Consider the following 19754-nt stretch of genomic DNA (forward strand, 5'->3'; position numbering starts at 1 on the left):
ACCGATGCCTTACCGGAAACCTCTGCTCATCGCCGGCGGGACCGCCGTCGTGCTCGTCGGACTCGCCTGGACCGGGGACCGCCTGGTCTCGGGCGACGGCGTGCATGAAACGACCAACGACGCGTATGTCACCGCCGATTTCACCGCCGTCGCGCCCAAGATTGCCGGCCGTATCGACCGGGTGACGGCCGAGGATAACGAACATGTCCGCCGCGGCGAGGAACTGGCGCATATCGAGGATGACGATTACCGCGCGGCACTGGATATCGCGCGCGGCAATGTCGCGATCGCCCGCGGCGACATCGCCAACCTGACGGCCGAACTGGCCCGCCAGGACGCCACGATCAGCAGCGCCCGCGCGACCGTGCTGGCCGACGACGCCGCCCTGACCTTCGCCCAGCAGAACGAACGGCGCTATCGCAACCTGTCGGCCGGCGGCGCCGCGACGATCGAACAGCAGCAGGGCGCCGACGCCCACGAACGCGAGGCTGTCGCGACGCGCGCGCGCGACCAGGCCGCCGTCGATGCCGCCATCCAGCAGGTGGCGGTACTGAAGGCCCAGATCACCCGCGCGCAGGGCGCCCTGACCCGCGCCGAGGGCATGCAGCGTCAGGCCGAACTGAACCTGTCCTACTGCACCATTCCGGCGCCGGTCGATGGCGTGGTGGGCGAACGCGGGGTGCGCGTGGGCGCCTATGTGCATCCGGGCACAGCGCTGCTGGCGGTGGTGCCGACGCAATTGTCCTACGTGCTGGCCAATTTCCAGGAAACCCAGTTGACGCACGTGCAGCCCGGCCAGCGCGCGACCGTGTGGGTCGACACCTTCCCCGGCCAGGCGCTGCACGCCCATGTCGACAGCCTGGCGCCGGCCAGCGGTGTCGCCTTTGCCGCGATCCAGCCCGACAACGCCACCGGCAATTTCACCAAGGTGGTGCAGCGCATTCCCGTCAAGGTCGTCTTCGATCCCGGCCAGCCCCTGGCGGCGAAGGTCCGCGTCGGCATGTCGGTCGAGGTCGAGATCGATACCGGATCGAAGGCCGACGGGCCGCACGCCACCGACGATCGCTATGCGTGGCGCTGAGGACCGGGACATGAACAGATGGTCTTTCCCCCGGCGCCCCGCCGCCGGGTTCGGGCTGCCGGTCATGACCGGGGCGGCCCTGCTGCTGGGCGCCTGCACGGTCGGCCCGGACTTCCGCAAGCCCGACGCCGGCGCACCCGCGACATGGAGCCGCCACGACGCCGCCCCTGCCAGCCGGACCGTCGATGCCGAGGCCGATCCCCGGTGGTGGACGCTGTACGGCGACCCGATCCTGACGAGCCTGGAGCAGGAGGTCGTCGCGGCCAACCTGGACCTGCGCATCGCCTCCACCCGCTTCGCCGAAAGCCGGGCCGAACGGCGCATCGCCGGTGCCGCGCAGTTCCCGCACGCCGAGGCCAACGCATCCTATGCCCGCGAACGCGCCAGCCCCAACGGCGTGCTGGGCCTGCTGGGAACGCTGGAACAGGAAGGGGCTGGCAAGATCGCCAGCGGCACGCCGGGCTTCGGGCCCACCTATCTGCCGGGACAGGCGGGCGTACCGGGTTTCAACCTGCCGCAATACGGGCTGAACGCGTCATGGGAAGTCGACCTGTGGGGCCATGTCCGTCGCCAGGTCGAGGCCGCCGATGCCGCCATGAACACCGTCGCGGATATGCGCCGCGACGTCCTGGTCGCGTTGATGGCCGAAACCGCGCGCGATTACATCGAGCTGCGCAGCATACAGGCCCAGACCGCCATCGTGCAGCAGAATCTGGATATCTCCAGCCGCAGCGTGCGTCTATCGGAACTGCGCTTTCGCGAGGGCACGTCGACGCGCCTGGATGTCGCGGATTCCCGCGCCCAGTATCACAGTTTCGAATCCCGCCTTCCCGTCCTGCACGACCAGGAAATCCACCTGATCAACGCGCTGAGCTTCCTGATCGCGCAGGCGCCGGGCGCGTTGTCCGCCCGCCTGGGGCCGCCACGGGACATTCCGCCGGTGCCCGCGACGATCCCGGTGGGCATGCCCTCGGAACTGGCGCAGCGGCGGCCGGACATCCGCGCGGCCGAGGACCGGCTGCACCTGGCCACCGCCAGCGTCGGCGTCGCCATCGCCGATTTCTATCCGCGCATCACACTGACCGGTAGCCTGGATATCCAGGCCCTGCAATTCAGCGGACTGGGTAGCTGGGCGTCGCGCCAGTACGGGTTCGGGCCGACGGCGACCCTGCCGATCTTCGAAGGTGGACGGCTGATCGGACAATTGCGCCTGCGCAAGGCGCAGCAGAAGGAGGCCGCGATCCAGTACCAGCGCACCGTCCTGAACGCCTGGCATGAGATCGACGACGCCATGGCCGATTTCACGGCCGCACAGCGCCAGCGCGACCGCCTGCGCGAGGCGGTGGATGAAAACCGTATCGCCGTCGACATCGCCCAGCGACAATATTCGGAAGGATCGGCGGATTTCCTGAATGTGCTGACGATGCAGAACCTGCTGCTGTCGACGCAGAGCCAGCTTGTGCAGGCCACCGCCGATATCTCCACCGCCGTGGCGCGCCTCTATCGCGCGCTGGGCGGCGGCTGGCAGGCCACACTTCCGGATTCCACCTTCCGGCACGGTTAGGGCCCGGGGCACGGGGCGCCCTTGTGGCCGCCCGGTCGCCAGCGTATCACGGCGACTGATGCCTTCAGCAAGGATTGAAATGCGAAATACCGACAGGTCGTGGCGCGCGGCTCGCCCGTGAGCAATACCGAAGGCCTGGTCGCGCGGATTTTCCGCAATACCGGATATCTGCTCGGCGGCAAGGTGATGGCCGGCATACTGGGCTTTGCCAGTACCGCGCTGGCCGTTCGGGCGCTTGGCCTCGGCGATTACGGGGCGCTGCTGCTGATCCATGCCTGCGCGGGATCGTTCGCGGCAGGTACCCGCTTCCAGTCGTGGCAGCCGCTGCTGCATTACGGCAACGCATTGTTCGCGCAGGGCGAGCGGCACGCGTTCCAGGCCCTGCTGCGCCATTGCTTCATGCTGGACGGGCTGGGGGCCACGGTCGGGCTGGGGCTGGCGGTGCCCTGCGTGGTCTGGTTCGGTCCCAGGCTCGGCTGGCCGCCTTCCTATGGCGGGATGGCGCTGTTCTACATGACGTCCATCCTGTTCATGAACGCGAACTGCGCCATCGGCACGTTGCGCCTGACCAACCGGTTCCGGCAATCGGCGGTGGCGAACGTGGCGCTGGGGATGGTGCGACTGACCGGTGCACTGCTCGGGCTGTGCCTGCACTGGGGTATCGCGGCGTTTCTGCTGATCTGGTACGCGGCGACCTTCGCATCCTTCGCGGTGGATCACATCCTGGCCTGGCGCGCCATCCGCCACACGCCCAGCCTGGAAGGATTCCGCGTCGTCGGTGCCCGCTGGCTGTCCACGGCGGAGGGAATCTGGCGATTGACCCTGTCGGCCAGCGGCAACCAGGCCGTCGCCACGCTCGCCACGCGTGTGGGCGTGCTGCTGATCGGCGCCGCCATCGGGCCGGAAGCCGCCGCCATATACCACGTAACCTGGCAGGTCTGCGACGGCCTGTCCCAGCCCGCCCAGTTGATGACACCGGCCCTGTACCCCGAATTGATCCGCCTGCGCGACCAGAAGGACTGGTCCGCGCTGCGGCGGGTGACACGCCGCATCTTCCAGGCCCTGGGCGGCTTTTCCATCCTTGCGCTGATCGTCGCGGCAACCGTGGGACCGTGGCTGTTCCGCACGCTGCTGGCGATCCATCGGCCCGACAGCCTGACGCTGCTGCTGCTGCTGACGACGGCGGCGATCCTCGATCTGTGGGACGTTCCGCTGGAACCCCTGCTGACCTCGCTGGGCCGCGCACAGCAGCTCTTCGTCGGCCGGGTTGCCGTGACGCTGCTGTCGTTGCCCGCCTTGTACGGCCTGGCCCGCTTCCAGGGCGTGGAGGGCGCGGGCCTGGCGACGCTGCTGGCCGAGGGGCTGGTGCTGGCGACCCGGCTGGTTCCTTACTTCCGCCTCGGCCGGACCTGACCGGCGTCGTTACGCCCCGACACCCCTGTCGATCAGTTCGTCGTAGAATGTCTCCAGGCCCGCCGTCTGCCGGTGCAGGTCGAACTGCGCGGTGACGAAGGCGCGCGCCCGGGCCCCCATGGCGGCCCGCCTGTCGCGGTCGTCCAGCACCTCGCGCATCCGCGCGGCCAGGGCCTCGGCATCCCGCTCGGGCGCCAGCAGCCCTGTCTCCCCTTCCACCATGCCTTCGGGGATGCCACCGACCCGTGACCCGACCACGGGGACGCCGGTCGCCGCGGCCTCCAGCAGGACCATGCCCAGCCCTTCCACCCGGCCGGTCGTCGTATAGACGCTCGGCAGTACCAGCATCGTCGCCGCCCGCATCGCCTGCAGCACCCGCGCATAAGGCTGCGCGCCGAGAAAGGTGACCTGCCCACCGATGCCCAGCGCACGGGCCAGCGCCTCCAGCCTGCCGCGCAGCGGCCCGTCCCCGATGATCAGCAGCCGCTGCGCCGGATGGACGGGCGCCAGCATCGCGAAGGCACGAAGAAGATATTCCGTGCCCTTCATTTCCACCAGGCGCGCGACATGCAGGATGGTCGGCGTTTCCTCCTGCGGGTCGCGTGGCCGGATCGCCCCGCAATCCACGCCGATATAATGCACCCGCGTCCGCGCCGCCGGAAAACCCATCGCCAGCACCCGCGCGCGGATGTAGGCGGACGTGCACAGGAACAACTGCCCTTGCCGCGCCAGCGTCCGGCGAAACAGCGGATAATTCATCCAGGCGGGCGAACCCAGGAAGGCGGCGGTCGACAGGGTGGCGTCGAACCCGTGGAACATGGTCACCAGCGGAACGCCCAGCCTGCGGGCGAGCGGCAGGGCATAGACCCCGTCCACCCCGAAATGGGCGTGGACCAGGGCCGGCCGGCGGTCGCCGAGCAGGCGCAGGTAGGGCGCGGGATCGCGTGTCAGCATCTGCGCGCCGATGCGCGCCATGGCCGCGCGCCGCCACAGGTCGCGCAGTACGCGCGACGATGCATCCGGCGGCCCGTCGCCGTACCGTAGCCGTCCGACGTACAGAGGCGCGTACCGGCGCATCGCCTGGGCCTGCTGGGTTATGAACGTCTCGGATATCCGGAACAGGTTCTGACGGAACAGGACGATTTCGCGCATGCAAGCCTCTGCTGGTGTGGACATCCGTCCGCTGGGGGGGATAGTAGCGCATCCGCCGGATCGTCGCGGCCATCACCCGCTTCCGGGCGCCTCGTCGCGTCTCCCTCGCATCCCCGGGGCCGGCGGTCGTGATGCCTGGACGGTTGCCACTTCCTGGGGCGTGTCCCCGCCACACAAGCCGGACGTCATGACCATACCTTCCCGCGTGCATTTCTGCTGGATCGGCACCAGCCTTCCCTGGGCCTATGTCTTCGCTATCCTGTCGGCGGCCGAACGCAGCGAGATGCCCGAGATCATCCTGCATCACACCGACGCGCTGGATGACGGCCCCGAGCGCCGTGCGCTCGAACAGGCCCCCCGCGTGCGGTTGTCGCGACTCGACCCCATCGCCTGCCTGGCCGAGGTGGAGCAGGAAACGGGAATCGATGGCGAACTGGTCGCGCTGTATCGCAGTCTCGGCAGTCCGGTGATGCGGGCGGATATGCTGCGGGTCGCCATTCTTTATCTGCGGGGCGGCATCTATCTCGACCTGGATACGATCACGACCGCGTCGTTCCGACCCCTGCTGGAGGTCCGTCAGTTCGTCGGCACCGAATTCATCGTATGGCCGCAATGCGTGCGTACCTCGCGCTCGCCCATCGTCCGGGTGCGGCACATGGGCCTGTCCGTCGTGCGCAGGCTGCTGCGCAAGATGCCGCAGGGCTGGAAGGCGTTCCGGAGAATCGAGAATTTCTATTCCCTCGGCCTCAACAACGCGGTGATGGGCGGGGAGGCCCGTGCGCCACTGTTCGAGGCCTATCTCCGCGCGATGCCGTTGTTGCCCCCGACGTGTCGGACGCGCCCCTTCGCACTGGGCCCGCACATGCTCCAGCATCTGGTTGCCCAGGGCGGGCTGGGTGATCTGACGATATACCCGCCGCGGGTTTTCTATCCGATGCCGCCTGTCATTTCCGAACATCTCTTCTGCAACAGCCGCAGCGTGCAGCCGGAGAATGTCCTGCTGCCCGAAACGCGGGTGGTGCACTGGTATGCATCGGTCCGCACCAAATCCCGGGTCGCGCAGATCACGCCGCGTTACGTGCGCGATCATCGCGATCACCAGCTCTATAGCGCGCTTGTCTGTTCGTGCATCCGCGACCTGCCGGACGTGGCGTAACCTCGGCCGGCCCTCCGTTCGGGCCGCCTGCGGTCCGGACGGAGAAGAGCAGGAACCTGATCCCCGCAGGGCTGACTGGGCGCGCCGCCGAGGGCGCCCTGTCCTGCCCCGGTCCGGAGCAGGAGAAAGCCTGTGCCTGATTTTCATTGAAAATCAATGGCGTCCCGTACGGGATTCGAACCCGTGTTACCGCCGTGAAAGGGCGGTGTCCTAGGCCTCTAGACGAACGGGACGTGGACGAGGCAGCTTCTAGGTCATCATGCGGCGGGACGCAACCCGTCCCGACACGAGAAAATGCTCCCGACCGATATTTTTCGCCGGCCGTTTTCCGGGAGCGTTTTCAGAGCCCTTCTACAGATGGGGCTGGCGAGCGAGCGCGGTCCTTCGACCGCCCCTGGTGCATGTTTTCGAGCTCGGGTCGCCGGTAAAAGGTATTTTCGAACGGACTCTCAGGGGGTCAGGCGCACGCGCCCGGCAATGCGACCATGCGGGAGATCCCACAGGACGATTCGGTCGCCCCCCCCGCCCGAAAGGGAAATCGCCAGCAGCGTATCGGCCTGCCGCGTCATGCCCGTGATGCGGGTGCCGGCGGGTTCATCCAGGACGAGATTTCCGTAATCGCCCGACATCGGGGGCGCCGGGACGACCGGCGCCGGCGTCGCACCGGACGCCACGACGTCATGCCGGGGATGCGAGATGCGGTGCACCAGCACGCCCACCAGGACCAGCGAACCGACCGCCAGCAACACCCCCATGAAAATGACGGCCGCCAGAAGCGCCTTCGATCCCTGTCCGTTCATGATTGCTTTCCGTTTCCGACCGACGTCGTTTTCCGTTAAGAGCCGCGCATGACCGACGACACGCAGCCCGTTTTCCTGACCGCCGGCGCCGAGCACGCCGGCCAGCGTACCGACCGTTTCCTGGCCGACGCCATCGGCACGCTGTCGCGGTCCCGCGTCAAGGCACTGATGGAAGGCGGTCACGTGTCGCGCGCGGGCGTTCCCCTGCGCGAACCGTCCGACCCGGTCCGGGCGGGCATGTGTTATGAGATAAGGCAACCGCCGGCAATCCCCGCCACCCCGGTGGCGCAGGCGATCCCGTTCGTCATCCTGCACGAGGATTCGGACCTGATCGTTCTGGACAAGCCCGCGGGTCTGGTCGTCCACCCCGCCCCCGGCAACGAGGACGGGACCCTGGTCAACGCCCTGCTGGCGCATTGCGGCGACAGCCTGACCGGCATAGGGGGAGAACGTCGGCCCGGGATCGTGCACCGGCTGGACAAGGACACATCGGGCGTCATGGTGGTGGCCAAGACCGAACGCGCCCATACCGCCCTGTCGGCGGCCTTTGCGGCGCGCGACATCGACCGCACCTACCTGGCCCTGTCATGGGGCATCCTGGCGCCGGCTGCCGGATCGTTCGAAGGCGCGATCGGCCGCGACAGGCGCGACCGCAAGCGCATGTCGGTGGTTCACCATGGCGGGGGGAAGCACGCGCTGACCCATTACCGGACGCTGCAGACCTTCCATGGGGCGGCCAGTTATGTGGAATGCCGCCTGGCCACGGGACGCACGCACCAGATCCGCGTGCATTTCTCCACCGCCGGGCATCCCCTGCTGGGCGATCCGGTCTATCTGCGCCGGATTCCTGCCGCGTCGCGGGGCCTGCCCGACGAGGCGCGCCGTGCCGCGCTGGATTTTCCCCGTCAGGCCCTGCATGCCGCGCGGCTGGGATTCGTCCACCCCGGGACCGGCGAATCCATGCTGTTCGAGACCCCGCCCCCGGACGATTTTCAAACGCTTCTGGAAAAGATTGCTTAGTTTTAAGGCAGTTTTTGGGGAGTTTGCTTGACGGTCAACCGACCCGTCATTAGGTTCGGGAGTTGTCCGGCGGGTGACGCGACCGCCGGAATGGACGTCTCGCGAGGATGCGGCCCATGATGGGGGTGCCTCGCGGGGACGTGAAGTCCATCCACGCGCCAATGGGGCGGGTCCATGAAACCCTCTGACGGATGTGCCGTAGGACATCCCCGGGGACAGCATGACACCCCCCGGAAAAGGAGTCCGATCCCATGGCCTCTTCCGTTCTCAATGTTGGTCCTGAAACCAACCTGTCAAGGTACCTTCAGGACATCCGTAAATTCCCCATGCTCTCCCCCGAGGAGGAGCAGCGCCTGTCCCGTAGCTGGAAGGACAAGGGCGACACCAACGCTGCCCACGCGCTCGTCACCTCCCATCTGCGCCTGGTTGCCAAGATCGCCATGGGCTATCGCGGCTACGGCCTGCCGCTGGGCGAACTGATCAGCGAAGGCAACATCGGAATGATGCAGGCGGTCCGCCGCTTCGATCCCGATCGCGGCTTCCGGCTTGCGACCTATGCGATGTGGTGGATCCGCGCGGCCATCCAGGAATATATCCTGCATAGCTGGTCGCTGGTGAAGATGGGCACGACCGCCGCCCAGAAGAAGCTGTTCTTCAACCTGCGCCGCCTGAAAGGGCAGATGCAGGCCATCGACGATGGCGACCTGCAACCCGAACAGGTGAACAAGATCGCCGCGTCGCTGGGCGTGCCGGAACAGGACGTCATCAACATGAACCGTCGCCTTTCGGCGCCGGATCACAGCCTGAACGCCCCCCTGCGCGCCGACAGCGAAGGCGAATGGCAGGATTGGCTGGTCGACGAGCACGACAACCAGGAACAGACCCTGGCCGACAGCGAGGAATTCAGCGGCCGCAAGGCGCTGCTGGACAATGCGCTGAAGACGCTCAACGACCGCGAGCGCCATATCCTGACCGAGCGCCGGCTGAAGGACGAACCGGCGACGCTGGAAGAACTGTCCCACACCTACAACATCTCGCGCGAGCGCGTGCGCCAGATCGAGGTTCGGGCGTTCGAGAAGGTCCAGGCCGCCATGAAGGCGGAAGTCGAGGCCCATCGCGAGGCCCATCAGGCCGGATAAGTCCTTTCGGATGAGGTCTCGCCCCCTCGTCCGAAGAAGACGCCGCCGCCTGTAGCGGCCGCCGGGCGGGGGCCTTCGCCCTCCGCCCGGCCGCGCGGTTTCAGTTTTCGAACGGGTCGCGCATCAGGATGGTGTCGTCGCGTTCCGGGCTGGTGGACAGCAGGGTCACCGGGGCCTCGACCAGTTCCTCGATCCGGCGGACGTATTTGATCGCCTGGGCCGGCAGGTCGGCCCATGACCGGGCGCCATAGGTCGTGCCGCTCCAGCCCTCCAGCGTCTCATAGACCGGCTTCACCCGAGCCTGCGCCGCCGGGGCGGAGGGGAAATGGCGGATCTCCTGGCCGTCCAGCTCGTATCCCGTGCAGATCCGCAGTTCAGGAAGTCCGTCCAGCACGTCCAGCTTGGTCAGCGCCAGGCCGTTGACGCCGCCCACGCGCACCGCGCGACGCACCAGCATGGCGTCGAACCAGCCGCAGCGGCGCGGACGGCCCGTGACGGTGCCGAATTCATGGCCGCGCTCGCCCAGCGTGCGGCCCATGTCGTCATGCAGTTCGGTGGGGAACGGCCCCTCGCCCACGCGGGTGGAATAGGCCTTGGCGATCCCCAGCACGAAACCGACCGTCCCCGGCCCGACACCGCTGCCCGTCGCGGCGTTGGCGGCGATGGTGTTGGAACTGGTGACGAACGGATAGGTGCCGTGATCGACATCCAGCATCACGGCCTGCGCGCCTTCGAACAGGATCTTGCGGCCGGCCCGGCTGCTGTCGTCCAGCAATTCCCACACCGTGTCCATGAAGGGCAGGACCCGTGGCGCCAGCACGTTCAGATGCGCCAGCAGGGCGTCCTTGGTGAAGGTGTCCGCCCCCAGGCCCGCCAGCAGCGTGTTGTGGTGCAGCAGCAGTTCGTCCAGCTTCCAGTCCAGCGTCTCGGGCTCGGCCAGGTCGCACAGGCGGATGGCGCGGCGGGCCACCTTGTCCTCATAGGCCGGGCCGATGCCGCGTCCGGTCGTGCCGATCTTGCGGTCGCCGCGCGCGGCCTCGCGCGCGCGGTCGATGGCGCCATGCACCGGCAGGATCAGCGGCACGTTCTCGGCGATGCGCAGCGTGCGGGGCGTGACCTCCAGCCCCTGTGCGGTGACGCGATCGATTTCGGCCAACAGGGCCTCGGGGTCCACGACGACGCCATTGCCGATCACGCCCATCTTGCCCCGCACCAGGCCGGACGGCAGCAGCGACAGCTTGTAGGTCTGGTCGCCCACCACCAGGGTATGGCCGGCGTTGTGCCCGCCCTGGAACCGCACGACGATGTCTGCGCGACTGGCCAGCCAGTCGACGATCTTGCCCTTCCCCTCGTCGCCCCACTGGGCGCCGATCACGGTGACGTTGGACATGATGTGCTCCTTGAAATGCTGCCCGTCCGGGCCGTGCATCATGGCCGCCGGGTAAACTGGATAAAGGACCGGGCGGGACCAGCCCCCCTCGTGCCGCCTGACTTATCAGGCGCGTCAGTCGAGCGCCACGATTCCGTCCCCACGGGCCAGCATCGCGCATCCCAGGCGTCGCGCCTCGGCCGCCGGATCGGCCACCGGGCCCAGCGCATCGACGGTGGCGTACCCGTCCTGGCGCAGGCGGCGGCCCAGTTCGGGGGCGGCATCCACCGGCAGGAAGACCCGAATCCGCCCCGCCCGGGCCGGCGCCGCGCGCAGCAGGGCTTCGGGCCGCAGGGTCAGGCCGCAGGCCGGTTCGTCGTCGTTCGACCGGTAGCGTCCGCCCCGGCCCAGTTCCTGATGCTGTCCCCGGGCATAGACGGTGACACACACGCCCGTATGATACTGCCAGCCGCGGAATTCGATCGGATCGACCGTCAGGCGGATATCCGGCACCCTGGCCGTGATCGCCGCCACCGTCGCCGCCAGCCGGTCGCTGAGCAGCCGGACGGCAGGCGGCAAATCCAGCCCCCCCAGCACTGCCAGCGCGCGATCGGCCGGACCCGCGGCATGCAGCAATTCGGTCAGCACCGGGGCCAGGCCGCCGGCCAGGCGCGCCACCGCGGCCGCGTCCTTGCGGTCCAGCGCGCGCATCAGCGCCAGCCGCTCGGCAGGCGAATAATCGATTTCCGACATCAGCGCGGGCGCCAGCGGCGGCATCGTCAGGTCGAACGACACACCCGGCACGCCCAGCGTCGCCAGCCCTTCCGCGCCCAGGGCGACGATTTCGGCGTCGGCCTCGGGCGAATCCGGGCCGATCAGTTCGATTCCCGCCTGTGAAATCTGGCGATCGCTTTCCCGCGCCCCCCCGCTGGCCACGACGCACAGCCCGGCATAGGACAGGCGCAGCGGGCGCGGCGCATCCGCCAGGCGCGTGGCCGCGATTCGCGCGATCTGCGGCGTGATGTCGGGACGCAGCGCCATCATCCGCCGCGTATCAGGATCCATCAGGCGGAACGCCTGCTCGGCCACCGCCGCGCCGGACCCGGACAGCAGCGTGTCCTCGAACTCCAGCAGCGGCGGCTTGACCCGGCTGTAGCCATGGGCCGCGAAGACCCGCATCAGGTCTTCCATGCCGGCGGCCTCGGCCTCGGCGTCGGAAGGCAGCAGGTCGACAAAACCTGCCGGCAGCAGGGCGGGGTTGGGAGGCGGATCGTCCGTCATGCGCGCGCCTATATCATCGTCGCGGCCATCCGTCATGCCCGCAGTGCCGGCCGGGGCCGGATCGGCCGGCCCCGGCATTATGCGTATTCGGCGCGAACCTGGGCCTCGGCCCAATCCAGCCACGGCAGCAGCGCCTGCAGGTCCGCCGTTTCGACCGTGGCGCCACCCCACAGGCGCAGCCCGGGCGGCGCGTCGCGATAGCTGCCGATATCCAGCGCCACGCCCTCGGCCTCCAGCACCGCGACGATCCGCTTGGCCGCCTTTGCCTGGTCGGCGTCGGCCAGCGCGCGGAACCAGGGGGCGACGATGGTCAGGCAGATCGACGTACTTGACCGTTCGGCCGCGTTCCGCGCCAGGAACGCCGCCCAGTCCGACCGCGCGACCCAGCCCGCCACGGCCGCCAGGTTGGCCTGGCTGCGCGCGATCAGTGCCGGCAGGCCGCCGATCGCCTCGGCCCAGCGGAGCCCGTCCAGCGCGTCCTCGACGCACAGCATCGACGGCGTGTTGATCGTGTCGCCGCGGAAGATCCCCTCGATCAGCTTGCCCTTGGAGGTCAGGCGGAAAATCTTGGGCAGGGCGCGCGGCGGCGACGTTTCCTCCAGCCGGCGCACGGCGCGGGGCGACAGGGCCAACATGCCGTGCGCGGCCTCGCCCCCCAGGACCTTCTGCCAGGACCAGGTCACGATATCCAGCTTGTCCCACGGCAGGTCCATCGCGAACGCGGCGGAGGTCGCGTCGCAGATCACCAGCCCGTCGCGATCCGCCGGGATGGCGGATCCGTCAGGGATCCGCACGCCCGACGTCGTGCCGTTCCATGCCAGCACCACGTCGTGCGACCAGTCCACCTGCCCCAGGTCGGGCAGGCTGCCGTACCCGGCCGCCAGCACCCGGGCGCCGGGGGGGCGCAACTGCGCCATGATGTCGTCGGCCCAGGTCGCGGAAAAGCTTTCGAACGCCAGCACGTCGACCGGCCGTTCGCCGATCAGCGACCACAGCACCATCTCCACCGCCCCGGTGTCGGAGGCGGGAACGATGCCCAGCCGCCAGTCATCGGGCATGCCCAGAACGGCACGGGATCGCGTGATGACCTCGTTCAGCCGCGCCCGTCCGTCCGGCGCGCGGTGGGACCGGCCGAGCAGCGCCCCCGACAGCGCATCCAGCGACCAGCCCGGGCGCTTGGCGCAGGGGCCGGAGGAAAAGCAGGGATTGCCGGGCCGCACGCCCGGCTTCGCGATCGTGTCGGGGGAAAGAGAAAGCATCATCTGTCCGGAATTGATGGTACGAGAGAGGGGACTCGAACCCCTATGCCTTGCGGCGGTCGATTTTGAGCCGACTACGTCTACCGTTCCGTCACTCTCGCCTGGGGGCACTGCTTATCAGCAAACAGGGGAAACTGGCAATCGGCCGCTACGCCTGTCCTGCCGATGGCGCGAGACCCAGCATCAGCGCGATATTCTGGATCGCCGCCCCCGACGCCCCCTTGCCCAGATTGTCCAGGCGCGCGGTCAGGACGGCCTGGCGCCGGGCGTCGTTGGCATGCACGCGCAGTTCCATCCGGTCGGTGCCCGCCAGCGTATCGGCGACCAGACCCGGGCCGGCGTCCTCGACGCTGACCAGGCTGGATTCGGCGTAGAACGCCGCCAGCACCGTCCGCAGATCGGCGCCGGTCGGATGGTCGGCCAGCATGTCCAGATGCAGCGGGATCGACACGATCATCCCCTGCGGGAAATGCCCCACCGACGGCACGAAGACCGGAACCCGCGACAGGCCGGAATACCGCGTGATTTCGGGAACATGCTTATGTTCCAGGGTCAGGCCGTACAAATCGAAGGCCGGGCCGCCGTCGCGTTCGTGCGCCTCGATCATCGTGCGGCCGCCACCGCTATAGCCGCTGACGGCGTTGATCGTGACGGGATGGTCGGGGGACATTACCCCGGCCAGGACCAGCGGCCGCAACAATCCGATCGCCCCCGTCGGATAGCATCCCGGGTTGGAAACCCGGCGCGACGTCCGGATGGCGTCCGCCTGCCCGTTTCCCATTTCGGGAAAGCCGTAGACCCAATCCGGATCCACGCGAAAGGCGGTGCTGGCATCCAGGATCCGCGGCGCCCGGCCGCCCGCCTGCGCGATGGATTCGACCATTCCGGCCGCGTCGCGCGACGCGGCGTCCGGCAGGCACAGGACCACGATATCCACCGATTCCATCATGTCGCGGCGGGCGGACGGGTCCTTGCGATGTTCGGCGGCGATGGATCGGACCGTCACCGGCAGGCCGCGCAGGCGCTCGCGAATGCCAAGCCCCGTCGTCCCGGCCTCGCCATCGATGAAAACCGTCGCCTGTCCGTCCATTGATCCGTCCGCCTCGCATGACCCGTCGTGCGGGATCGCGGCGGACTATAATCCCGTGGGCCGCGCGGAACCAAGACATGGATGAACGCCATGACAGAACGGCCGGTTGGCCCTACCCTGCCAGCTCCCTTCTTCCAGACCGGAGCCCCCCGCGATGTCCGATGCCGCCCAGGCGATTCAGCGCCTGATCGAAATCATGGCCCGCCTGCGCGACCCGAATGACGGCTGCCCCTGGGACCGGGAGCAGGATTTCGCCTCGATCGCCCCTTATGCGATCGAGGAGGCCTACGAGGTCGCCGACACCATCGCGCGCGAGGATTGGACGGCCCTGCCGGACGAACTGGGCGACCTGCTGCTGCAGGTCGCCTATCACGCCCGCATGGCCGAGGAAGCGGGCTGGTTCGATTTCGCGACCGTGGCCACGATGATCGGCGACAAGATGATCCGCCGCCATCCCCATGTGTTCGGCGACACCCCGCTGCGTCCCGGCCAGTGGGAAGACGGCAAGGCGCAGGAACGGCTGAGCCGGCAGGACAACGGCGCCTTGGCCGGCATTCCCCTGGGCCTGCCGGCGCTGCTGCGTGCGCGCAAGCTGTCGGCCCGGGCCGCCCGGGTCGGGTTCGACTGGGCCACGGCGGCCGAGGTCGCCGACAAGGTGGACGAGGAAATCGCGGAGCTGAAGGTCGAACTCGTCTCCGGCGACCGCGCGCGCATCGCCGATGAACTGGGCGACGTGCTGTTCACCGTGGCGACGCTGGCACGCAAGCTGGACCTCGATCCCGAAGACTGCCTGCGCCAGGCCAATGCCAAATTCACCCGCCGCTTCACCGCCGTGGAGCAGGATCTGGCCGGCCAGGGCCGGACCCTGCCGGACGCAACGCTGGCGGAGATGGAAGCCGGCTGGCAGGCGGTCAAGCGCCGCGAACGCGAAGCCCCGTGACACGCGGCGACGCGCCGGGACAATATGTTCCCCCGACGATTTCTGATTCCCTCCCCCTTGCGAACGAGGCTCCCCCGGACATGACGCCCCCTCTTCTGACCCGCCGGACGCTGCTGGTCACCGCGGCTGGCGCCGCCGCGTCCGGTCTTGTCGCGCGGACAATCCCCGCCGCGGCGCGTGCCAGGACGCATAATTTCGTCATGATCGGGGATTGGGGACGGCGGGGCCATTACGAACAGACCGCCCTGGGCGAACGGATGGGCCGCGTCGCGGCGGACCATGGCAGCCTCTATACCGTGTCGGTCGGCGATAATTTCTACGACGACGGCGTGACATCGGTCGACGATCCGCAATGGCGCACCTCGTTCGAGGATATCTATACCGCTGACAGCCTCAAATCCCGCTGGCGCGTCATCCTGGGCAACCACGATTATCGTGGCGACGTGGACGCCCAGTTGAAATACGGCCAGGCCGTCGACAGCCGGTGGTACCTGCCGGCGCGCTATTACGTCATGCGCGACCAGCTGGCCGACGGTAGCACCGCCGATTTCTTCTATATCGATACCAACCCCTTCATCAGCCGGTATCGCGGCACCAAGGTGCGGATCGACGGCCAGGATACCGCCACGCAGTTGCGGTGGCTGGAACAGGGGCTTGCGACGTCGGATGCGGACTGGAAGATCGTGGTCGGCCACCATCCCGTCTATACGGCGGAAGGACGGTTCGACGAACCGGAACTGATCGCCGCGATCCCGCCTTTGCTGAAACGTCACCGCGTCACGATCTATGTGAACGGCCACATCCACAACCTGCAATATATCGAAAGGGACGGGATCCATTACATCAACAATGGCGCCGGTTCCCGGATCGACCCGGTCGGCGTCGCGCAACGCGGTGGGTTCACCGCCCCGGAACAGCACGGTTTCATGACCGTCGCCATGACGCGCGACAGCTTCGATTTCGCTTTTGTGGGCCTGGCCGGAAACCGACTGTTCGGGCGGCAGATTCCCCGAACCGCCTGACACCATCCCCCCGACCGCGGCATGGGCGGGAAACCGGGAGGTGGCGCGCACGTTCGTGACAAGGCAAGTCCGCCCATGCGGTTTCCCCGAAGCGAGGGCTCCAGGCGATGGTGCAGCGACCTTTCTGGAAAGGGTATCTGAAGCTCTCGCTCGTCACCTGCCCGGTGGCCATGACGCCCGCGACGACGGAAAGCGAAAAGGTTCGCTTCCACACGATCAACCGGAACACCGGCCATCGGCTGGTGAGCCAGTATGTCGATGCCCAAACCGGCGCCCCCGTCGAGGATGACGCGCAGGTCATGGGCTATCCGCGGGGCGAGGATGGCTATGTGATGCTGGAAGACGACGAACTGGATGCCGTCGCGCTGGACAGCACGCATACGATCGACATCGAAACCTTCGTGCCCGCGGACAGTGTCGGCTGGATCTGGTACGACGCCCCGCATTTCCTGGTGCCCGACGACGAGATCGGGGAGGAGGCATACAGGGTCATCCAGGCCGCCCTTGTGGCGACCGGCACGGTCGGGATCTCCCGCCTGGTGATGTATCGCCGGGAACGGGCCGTCCTGCTGGAAGCCCGGGGCAAGGGCATCGTGCTGTGGACCCTGCATTTCGGAAACGAGGTCCGCGATGCCGCCGATTATTTCGCGGATGGCGGCACGGACGAATGGAACGGACCCGAAATGAAACTGCTCCGGGAACTGATCGATCGACAGAAGGTCCCTTGGGCGCCGGAGATGGTCACCGATCCGGTGCAGGAGCGCCTTCTGGACATCATCGAAGCCAGGAAAAAGGCCCGCAAGCGGCCGCGAAAATCCCGCGTCGAAATCCCCGCCCCGGGCCGGATCGTCAACATCATGGACGCGCTGCGGGCCAGCCTGGAATCCGAAACGAAAGGCCGGCGGTAGAACAGGGGCATTCGGCGGCCTTGGGCCGCGGCCTCAGTCCGTATCGGGCGGCGCGGCCTCCAGCGGCCGGGCGTCCTGCCGGAACCCCTCCCAGGGATCGGCATCCAGGGCGGCCAGGCGCGCCGGGGCCGTGGCCAGCGTGAAATGCGCCGGTCCGATCCCCGGCCCGAGTTCGTCCCAGGCCAGGGGCATGGACACCGGCGCGCCGGGCCGGGCGCGGGTCGAATAAGGTGCGACGGCCGTCGCGCCACGCTGGTTGCGCAGGTAATCGACCAGGATCCGTCCCCGCCGCCGGGCCTTCGTGATGGTCGCCACATAACGGTCGGGGCTGTCGGACGCCATGGCCTGTGCCAGTCCCCTGGTGAAACCCTTGACCGTGGCCCAGTCCGCGCGGGGCACGAGGGGTGTTACGACATGCAGGCCCTTGCCGCCCGAGGTTTTGACGAAAGCCGCCAGGCCGGTGGCCTCCAGCCGCCGGCGGACTTCCTGCGCCGCGTCGATCAGTGCGGTCCAGGGTACGTCCTCGCCCGGATCCAGATCCATCACGATCATATCCGGCCGCTCCCAATCCCGGCAGGACGCCCCCCAGGGATGGATCTCCAGCGTCGCGGCCTGGACCAGGCCCATCAACCCGTCGAAGTCATGAATGCCGATCAGCTTCCCACCGTCGCCGGCGGCGGGGTCGTCCAGCGCCACGATCCCGGGGCTGGCCCCTTTCCAGAGATTTTTCTGAAAGAATGTCTGGCCCGATATGCCGTCCGGGCAGCGTAGCAACGCCAGCGGACGATCGACGATGAAGGGGGCGATATAGCGCCAGACATCGGCGTAATAATCGGCCAGCCCTTCCTTCGTCACCCCCGAATCCGGCCAGTACAGCCGGTCGGGATGGGTCAGGTTCACAATGCGGCGTTGCGGCGGCGGGGGCTCGACGTCGGGGGTTTCGACTTCCCGGACGATCTCGGTGGCTGGCTTGTCCTCGCGGATGCCGCGGAAGGACGCGTGACGCAGATGTCCGTCGGCCGTCCATGCCCGGAATTCGATTTCGGCCACCAGTTCGGGACGCACATAGCGTACTCCCCGCGCCTCGTCGGCGGTCAGTTTGCCGACGAACGGGCTCTTCGCAACGGCCGCCGGGTCCAGCCGGCGGAACAGATCCCGCGCCAGCGCGGCGGTGAAGCCGGTTCCGACCCGTCCGACATGACGCAGCCCGCCACCATCGTAGACCCCGAGTACGAGCGAGCCGATCGCCGTCTTCGAGACCGTGGAGGGAACATAGCCACCGATCACGAATTCCTGCCGGGCGGAGCATTTCGATTTTACCCAGTCCCTGCCCCGGCCCGAACGATAAGGCGCATCCCGCAGCTTCGAGACGACACCCTCCAGGCTCAGTCGGCAGGCATGGTGGAATACCAGATCGCCCGCCTGGTCGTAGTGGCTGCTGAACCGCAGCGGGCCGTCCTCCGCCGGGACAAGACGGCGCAGGATCTCCTTCCGGGCCATCAGTGGGGCACCCCGCAGGTCGTACCCGTCCAGATGCAGCAGGTCGAACGCATAGAAGACGAACCGGTCCGTCCGATCGGAAGCAAGATCTTCCTGCAGGGCGGAAAAATCGGATACGCCGTTCGCGTTCTCCACCACCAGTTCGCCGTCGATCAGGGCGTCGTCCAGCGGAAGGGCCGACAGCATGTCGATGACCCCGGGGCCGAACCGCGTCGTCCAGTCGAGACCACTGCGGGTCAACAGTTGGACGTGCCGTTCCGCGATCCGGGCGAGCAGGCGATAGCCGTCGAGCTTGATTTCATGGATCCAGCGTCGGCCACCCGGCGCCCGGGGTACCAGGGTCGCCAGTGCCGGTGCGACGAAGGGCGGCATCGGCACGGCTGCGGCGCCCTTGACCCGGGTCAAGGACCCAGGCCCTTCGGCCAGGGCCGGGTCGGGCCTGGGGGATGCGGTCCCGGCCGCGGTCCTGGTCCGTCGGCGGGCCGGGGGGCGATCCGCCGTGATGTCGTCGAGGGACCGGCCGGTCTTCACCGAATCCGGCCGTTCCTCGAGAATATCGGGGTCCGCCTCCGTACGGGCGGCCTCGTCGTCCCCCTTGATCAGCAACCAGTTGTCCCGCTTCTCACGCGGCCGGGCCGCCATTCGGACGAGGTGCCATCGTCCGTGCAGTTTTTCGCCCTGCAGGTCGAAATCCAGATGACCTTTCGCCAGTCCCTCGGCCACGTCATGAAGAGGGGTCCAGGTCCCGCGATCCCACAATTCGACGGTGCCGCCGCCATATTGGCCCTGGGGAATCGTCCCTTCGAAATCTCCATATTCCAGGGGATGATCCTCGACATGCACGGCAAGACGTTTCTCGGCCGGGACCAGACTCGGGCCTTTCGTCACGGCCCAGCTTTTGAGCACGCCATCCACTTCCAGGCGGAAATCGTAGTGCAGACGGCGCGCCGCATGTTTCTGGACGACAAACAGGTGCCCTTCCGCCGCAGCCACCCCTCCCCGGGGCTCTGCCGTGACGCGGAAGTCGCGCTTCTTGCGGTAAGTTTGGAGCGCCATGGAT

Annotated in this window: 16 protein-coding genes and 2 tRNA genes; 9 read left to right on the forward strand and 9 right to left on the reverse strand. The window is 67.9% G+C overall.

Annotated elements, in window-relative coordinates; translation table 11 throughout:
* The first annotated feature begins 4 nt into the window (after positions 1-4).
* From HLH28_RS06865 to HLH28_RS06875, 3 genes are all read left to right on the forward strand, one after another.
* The gene (locus HLH28_RS06865) at positions 5-1081 is read left to right on the forward strand and encodes an HlyD family secretion protein (protein WP_182956547.1); all 1077 of its coding nucleotides are present in this window, start codon (positions 5-7) and stop codon (positions 1079-1081) included.
* Positions 1082-1145: 64 nt separating this feature from the next.
* Positions 1146-2645 (forward strand): efflux transporter outer membrane subunit, encoded by a 1500-nt coding sequence (locus tag HLH28_RS06870; RefSeq protein WP_246395772.1) that lies wholly within the window; start codon positions 1146-1148, stop codon positions 2643-2645.
* A gap of 117 nt (positions 2646-2762) precedes the next feature.
* Positions 2763-4058, forward strand: a complete 1296-nt coding sequence (locus tag HLH28_RS06875; protein ID WP_182956553.1) for a polysaccharide biosynthesis protein — start codon at positions 2763-2765, stop codon at positions 4056-4058.
* A 9-nt stretch (positions 4059-4067) separates the two neighbouring features.
* Here HLH28_RS06875 and HLH28_RS06880 read toward each other — a convergent pair whose 3' ends face one another.
* Positions 4068-5210 carry a glycosyltransferase gene (locus HLH28_RS06880; protein ID WP_182956557.1) on the reverse strand — a complete coding sequence of 381 codons (1143 nt, stop codon included), beginning with the start codon at positions 5208-5210 and terminating at the stop codon, positions 4068-4070.
* Positions 5211-5397: 187 nt separating this feature from the next.
* Between HLH28_RS06880 and HLH28_RS06885 the strand changes: the two genes are divergently transcribed.
* Positions 5398-6366, forward strand: coding sequence for a glycosyltransferase (locus HLH28_RS06885; protein WP_182956560.1), 969 nt, complete (start codon positions 5398-5400; stop codon positions 6364-6366).
* A 157-nt stretch (positions 6367-6523) separates the two neighbouring features.
* Here the strand turns inward: HLH28_RS06885 and HLH28_RS06890 are convergent.
* A tRNA-Glu gene (locus tag HLH28_RS06890) sits at positions 6524-6599 on the reverse strand.
* Between the two features lie 216 nt (positions 6600-6815).
* On the reverse strand, positions 6816-7166 hold the full coding sequence (locus tag HLH28_RS06895; protein ID WP_182956563.1) for a hypothetical protein: 351 nt from the start codon (positions 7164-7166) through the stop codon (positions 6816-6818).
* 48 nt (positions 7167-7214) lie between these two features.
* Between HLH28_RS06895 and HLH28_RS06900 the strand changes: the two genes are divergently transcribed.
* Positions 7215-8186, forward strand: a complete 972-nt coding sequence (locus HLH28_RS06900) for an RluA family pseudouridine synthase (RefSeq protein WP_182956565.1) — start codon at positions 7215-7217, stop codon at positions 8184-8186.
* Positions 8187-8437: 251 nt separating this feature from the next.
* On the forward strand, positions 8438-9325 hold the full coding sequence (gene rpoH, locus HLH28_RS06905; RefSeq protein WP_182956568.1) for an RNA polymerase sigma factor RpoH: 888 nt from the start codon (positions 8438-8440) through the stop codon (positions 9323-9325).
* Positions 9326-9425: 100 nt separating this feature from the next.
* Here rpoH and HLH28_RS06910 read toward each other — a convergent pair whose 3' ends face one another.
* The 5 genes from HLH28_RS06910 to argC form a co-directional block, all read right to left on the reverse strand.
* Complete coding sequence (locus tag HLH28_RS06910) at positions 9426-10715, reverse strand: adenylosuccinate synthase (protein WP_182956571.1); 1290 nt, start codon at positions 10713-10715, stop codon at positions 9426-9428.
* 114 nt (positions 10716-10829) lie between these two features.
* A complete protein-coding gene (locus tag HLH28_RS06915; protein WP_182956573.1) occupies positions 10830-11975 on the reverse strand; it encodes an ATP phosphoribosyltransferase regulatory subunit in 1146 nt (381 codons plus the stop codon).
* A 77-nt stretch (positions 11976-12052) separates the two neighbouring features.
* Positions 12053-13234 carry a phosphoserine transaminase gene (locus tag HLH28_RS06920; RefSeq protein WP_182956908.1) on the reverse strand — a complete coding sequence of 394 codons (1182 nt, stop codon included), beginning with the start codon at positions 13232-13234 and terminating at the stop codon, positions 12053-12055.
* Positions 13235-13251: 17 nt separating this feature from the next.
* Positions 13252-13335, reverse strand: a tRNA-Leu gene (locus HLH28_RS06925).
* 47 nt (positions 13336-13382) lie between these two features.
* On the reverse strand, positions 13383-14324 hold the full coding sequence (gene argC, locus HLH28_RS06930; protein WP_182956576.1) for an N-acetyl-gamma-glutamyl-phosphate reductase: 942 nt from the start codon (positions 14322-14324) through the stop codon (positions 13383-13385).
* Between the two features lie 154 nt (positions 14325-14478).
* Between argC and mazG the strand changes: the two genes are divergently transcribed.
* The 3 genes from mazG (at position 14479) to ku (ending at position 17194) form a co-directional block, all read left to right on the forward strand.
* On the forward strand, positions 14479-15264 hold the full coding sequence (mazG, locus tag HLH28_RS06935; protein ID WP_182956579.1) for a nucleoside triphosphate pyrophosphohydrolase: 786 nt from the start codon (positions 14479-14481) through the stop codon (positions 15262-15264).
* Between the two features lie 80 nt (positions 15265-15344).
* A complete protein-coding gene (locus tag HLH28_RS06940; protein WP_182956582.1) occupies positions 15345-16286 on the forward strand; it encodes a purple acid phosphatase family protein in 942 nt (313 codons plus the stop codon).
* Between the two features lie 107 nt (positions 16287-16393).
* The gene (ku, locus tag HLH28_RS06945) at positions 16394-17194 is read left to right on the forward strand and encodes a non-homologous end joining protein Ku (protein WP_182956585.1); all 801 of its coding nucleotides are present in this window, start codon (positions 16394-16396) and stop codon (positions 17192-17194) included.
* A 33-nt stretch (positions 17195-17227) separates the two neighbouring features.
* On the opposite strand, the gene ligD is transcribed toward ku, so the two are convergent.
* Positions 17228-19750, reverse strand: a complete 2523-nt coding sequence (gene ligD / locus HLH28_RS06950; RefSeq protein WP_182956589.1) for a DNA ligase D — start codon at positions 19748-19750, stop codon at positions 17228-17230.
* Positions 19751-19754: the final 4 nt, after the last annotated feature.

The sequence above is a fragment of the Gluconacetobacter tumulisoli genome (assembly GCF_014174155.1).
Taxonomy (GTDB): Bacteria; Pseudomonadota; Alphaproteobacteria; order Acetobacterales; family Acetobacteraceae; genus Gluconacetobacter; species Gluconacetobacter tumulisoli.

Coding starts and splice junctions, on each gene's coding strand:
- mazG (WP_182956579.1), top strand. CDS start 14,479: ATGTCCGATGCCGCCCAGGCGATTCAGCGCCTGATCGAAATCATGGCC.
- HLH28_RS06865 (WP_182956547.1), top strand. CDS start 5: ATGCCTTACCGGAAACCTCTGCTCATCGCCGGCGGGACCGCCGTCGTG.
- HLH28_RS06910 (WP_182956571.1), bottom strand. CDS start 10,715: ATGTCCAACGTCACCGTGATCGGCGCCCAGTGGGGCGACGAGGGGAAG.
- rpoH (WP_182956568.1), top strand. CDS start 8,438: ATGGCCTCTTCCGTTCTCAATGTTGGTCCTGAAACCAACCTGTCAAGG.
- HLH28_RS06870 (WP_246395772.1), top strand. CDS start 1,146: ATGACCGGGGCGGCCCTGCTGCTGGGCGCCTGCACGGTCGGCCCGGAC.
- argC (WP_182956576.1), bottom strand. CDS start 14,324: ATGGACGGACAGGCGACGGTTTTCATCGATGGCGAGGCCGGGACGACG.
- HLH28_RS06895 (WP_182956563.1), bottom strand. CDS start 7,166: ATGAACGGACAGGGATCGAAGGCGCTTCTGGCGGCCGTCATTTTCATG.
- HLH28_RS06880 (WP_182956557.1), bottom strand. CDS start 5,210: ATGCGCGAAATCGTCCTGTTCCGTCAGAACCTGTTCCGGATATCCGAG.
- HLH28_RS06900 (WP_182956565.1), top strand. CDS start 7,215: ATGACCGACGACACGCAGCCCGTTTTCCTGACCGCCGGCGCCGAGCAC.
- ligD (WP_182956589.1), bottom strand. CDS start 19,750: ATGGCGCTCCAAACTTACCGCAAGAAGCGCGACTTCCGCGTCACGGCA.
- HLH28_RS06920 (WP_182956908.1), bottom strand. CDS start 13,234: ATGCTTTCTCTTTCCCCCGACACGATCGCGAAGCCGGGCGTGCGGCCC.
- HLH28_RS06940 (WP_182956582.1), top strand. CDS start 15,345: ATGACGCCCCCTCTTCTGACCCGCCGGACGCTGCTGGTCACCGCGGCT.
- ku (WP_182956585.1), top strand. CDS start 16,394: ATGGTGCAGCGACCTTTCTGGAAAGGGTATCTGAAGCTCTCGCTCGTC.
- HLH28_RS06915 (WP_182956573.1), bottom strand. CDS start 11,975: ATGACGGACGATCCGCCTCCCAACCCCGCCCTGCTGCCGGCAGGTTTT.
- HLH28_RS06885 (WP_182956560.1), top strand. CDS start 5,398: ATGACCATACCTTCCCGCGTGCATTTCTGCTGGATCGGCACCAGCCTT.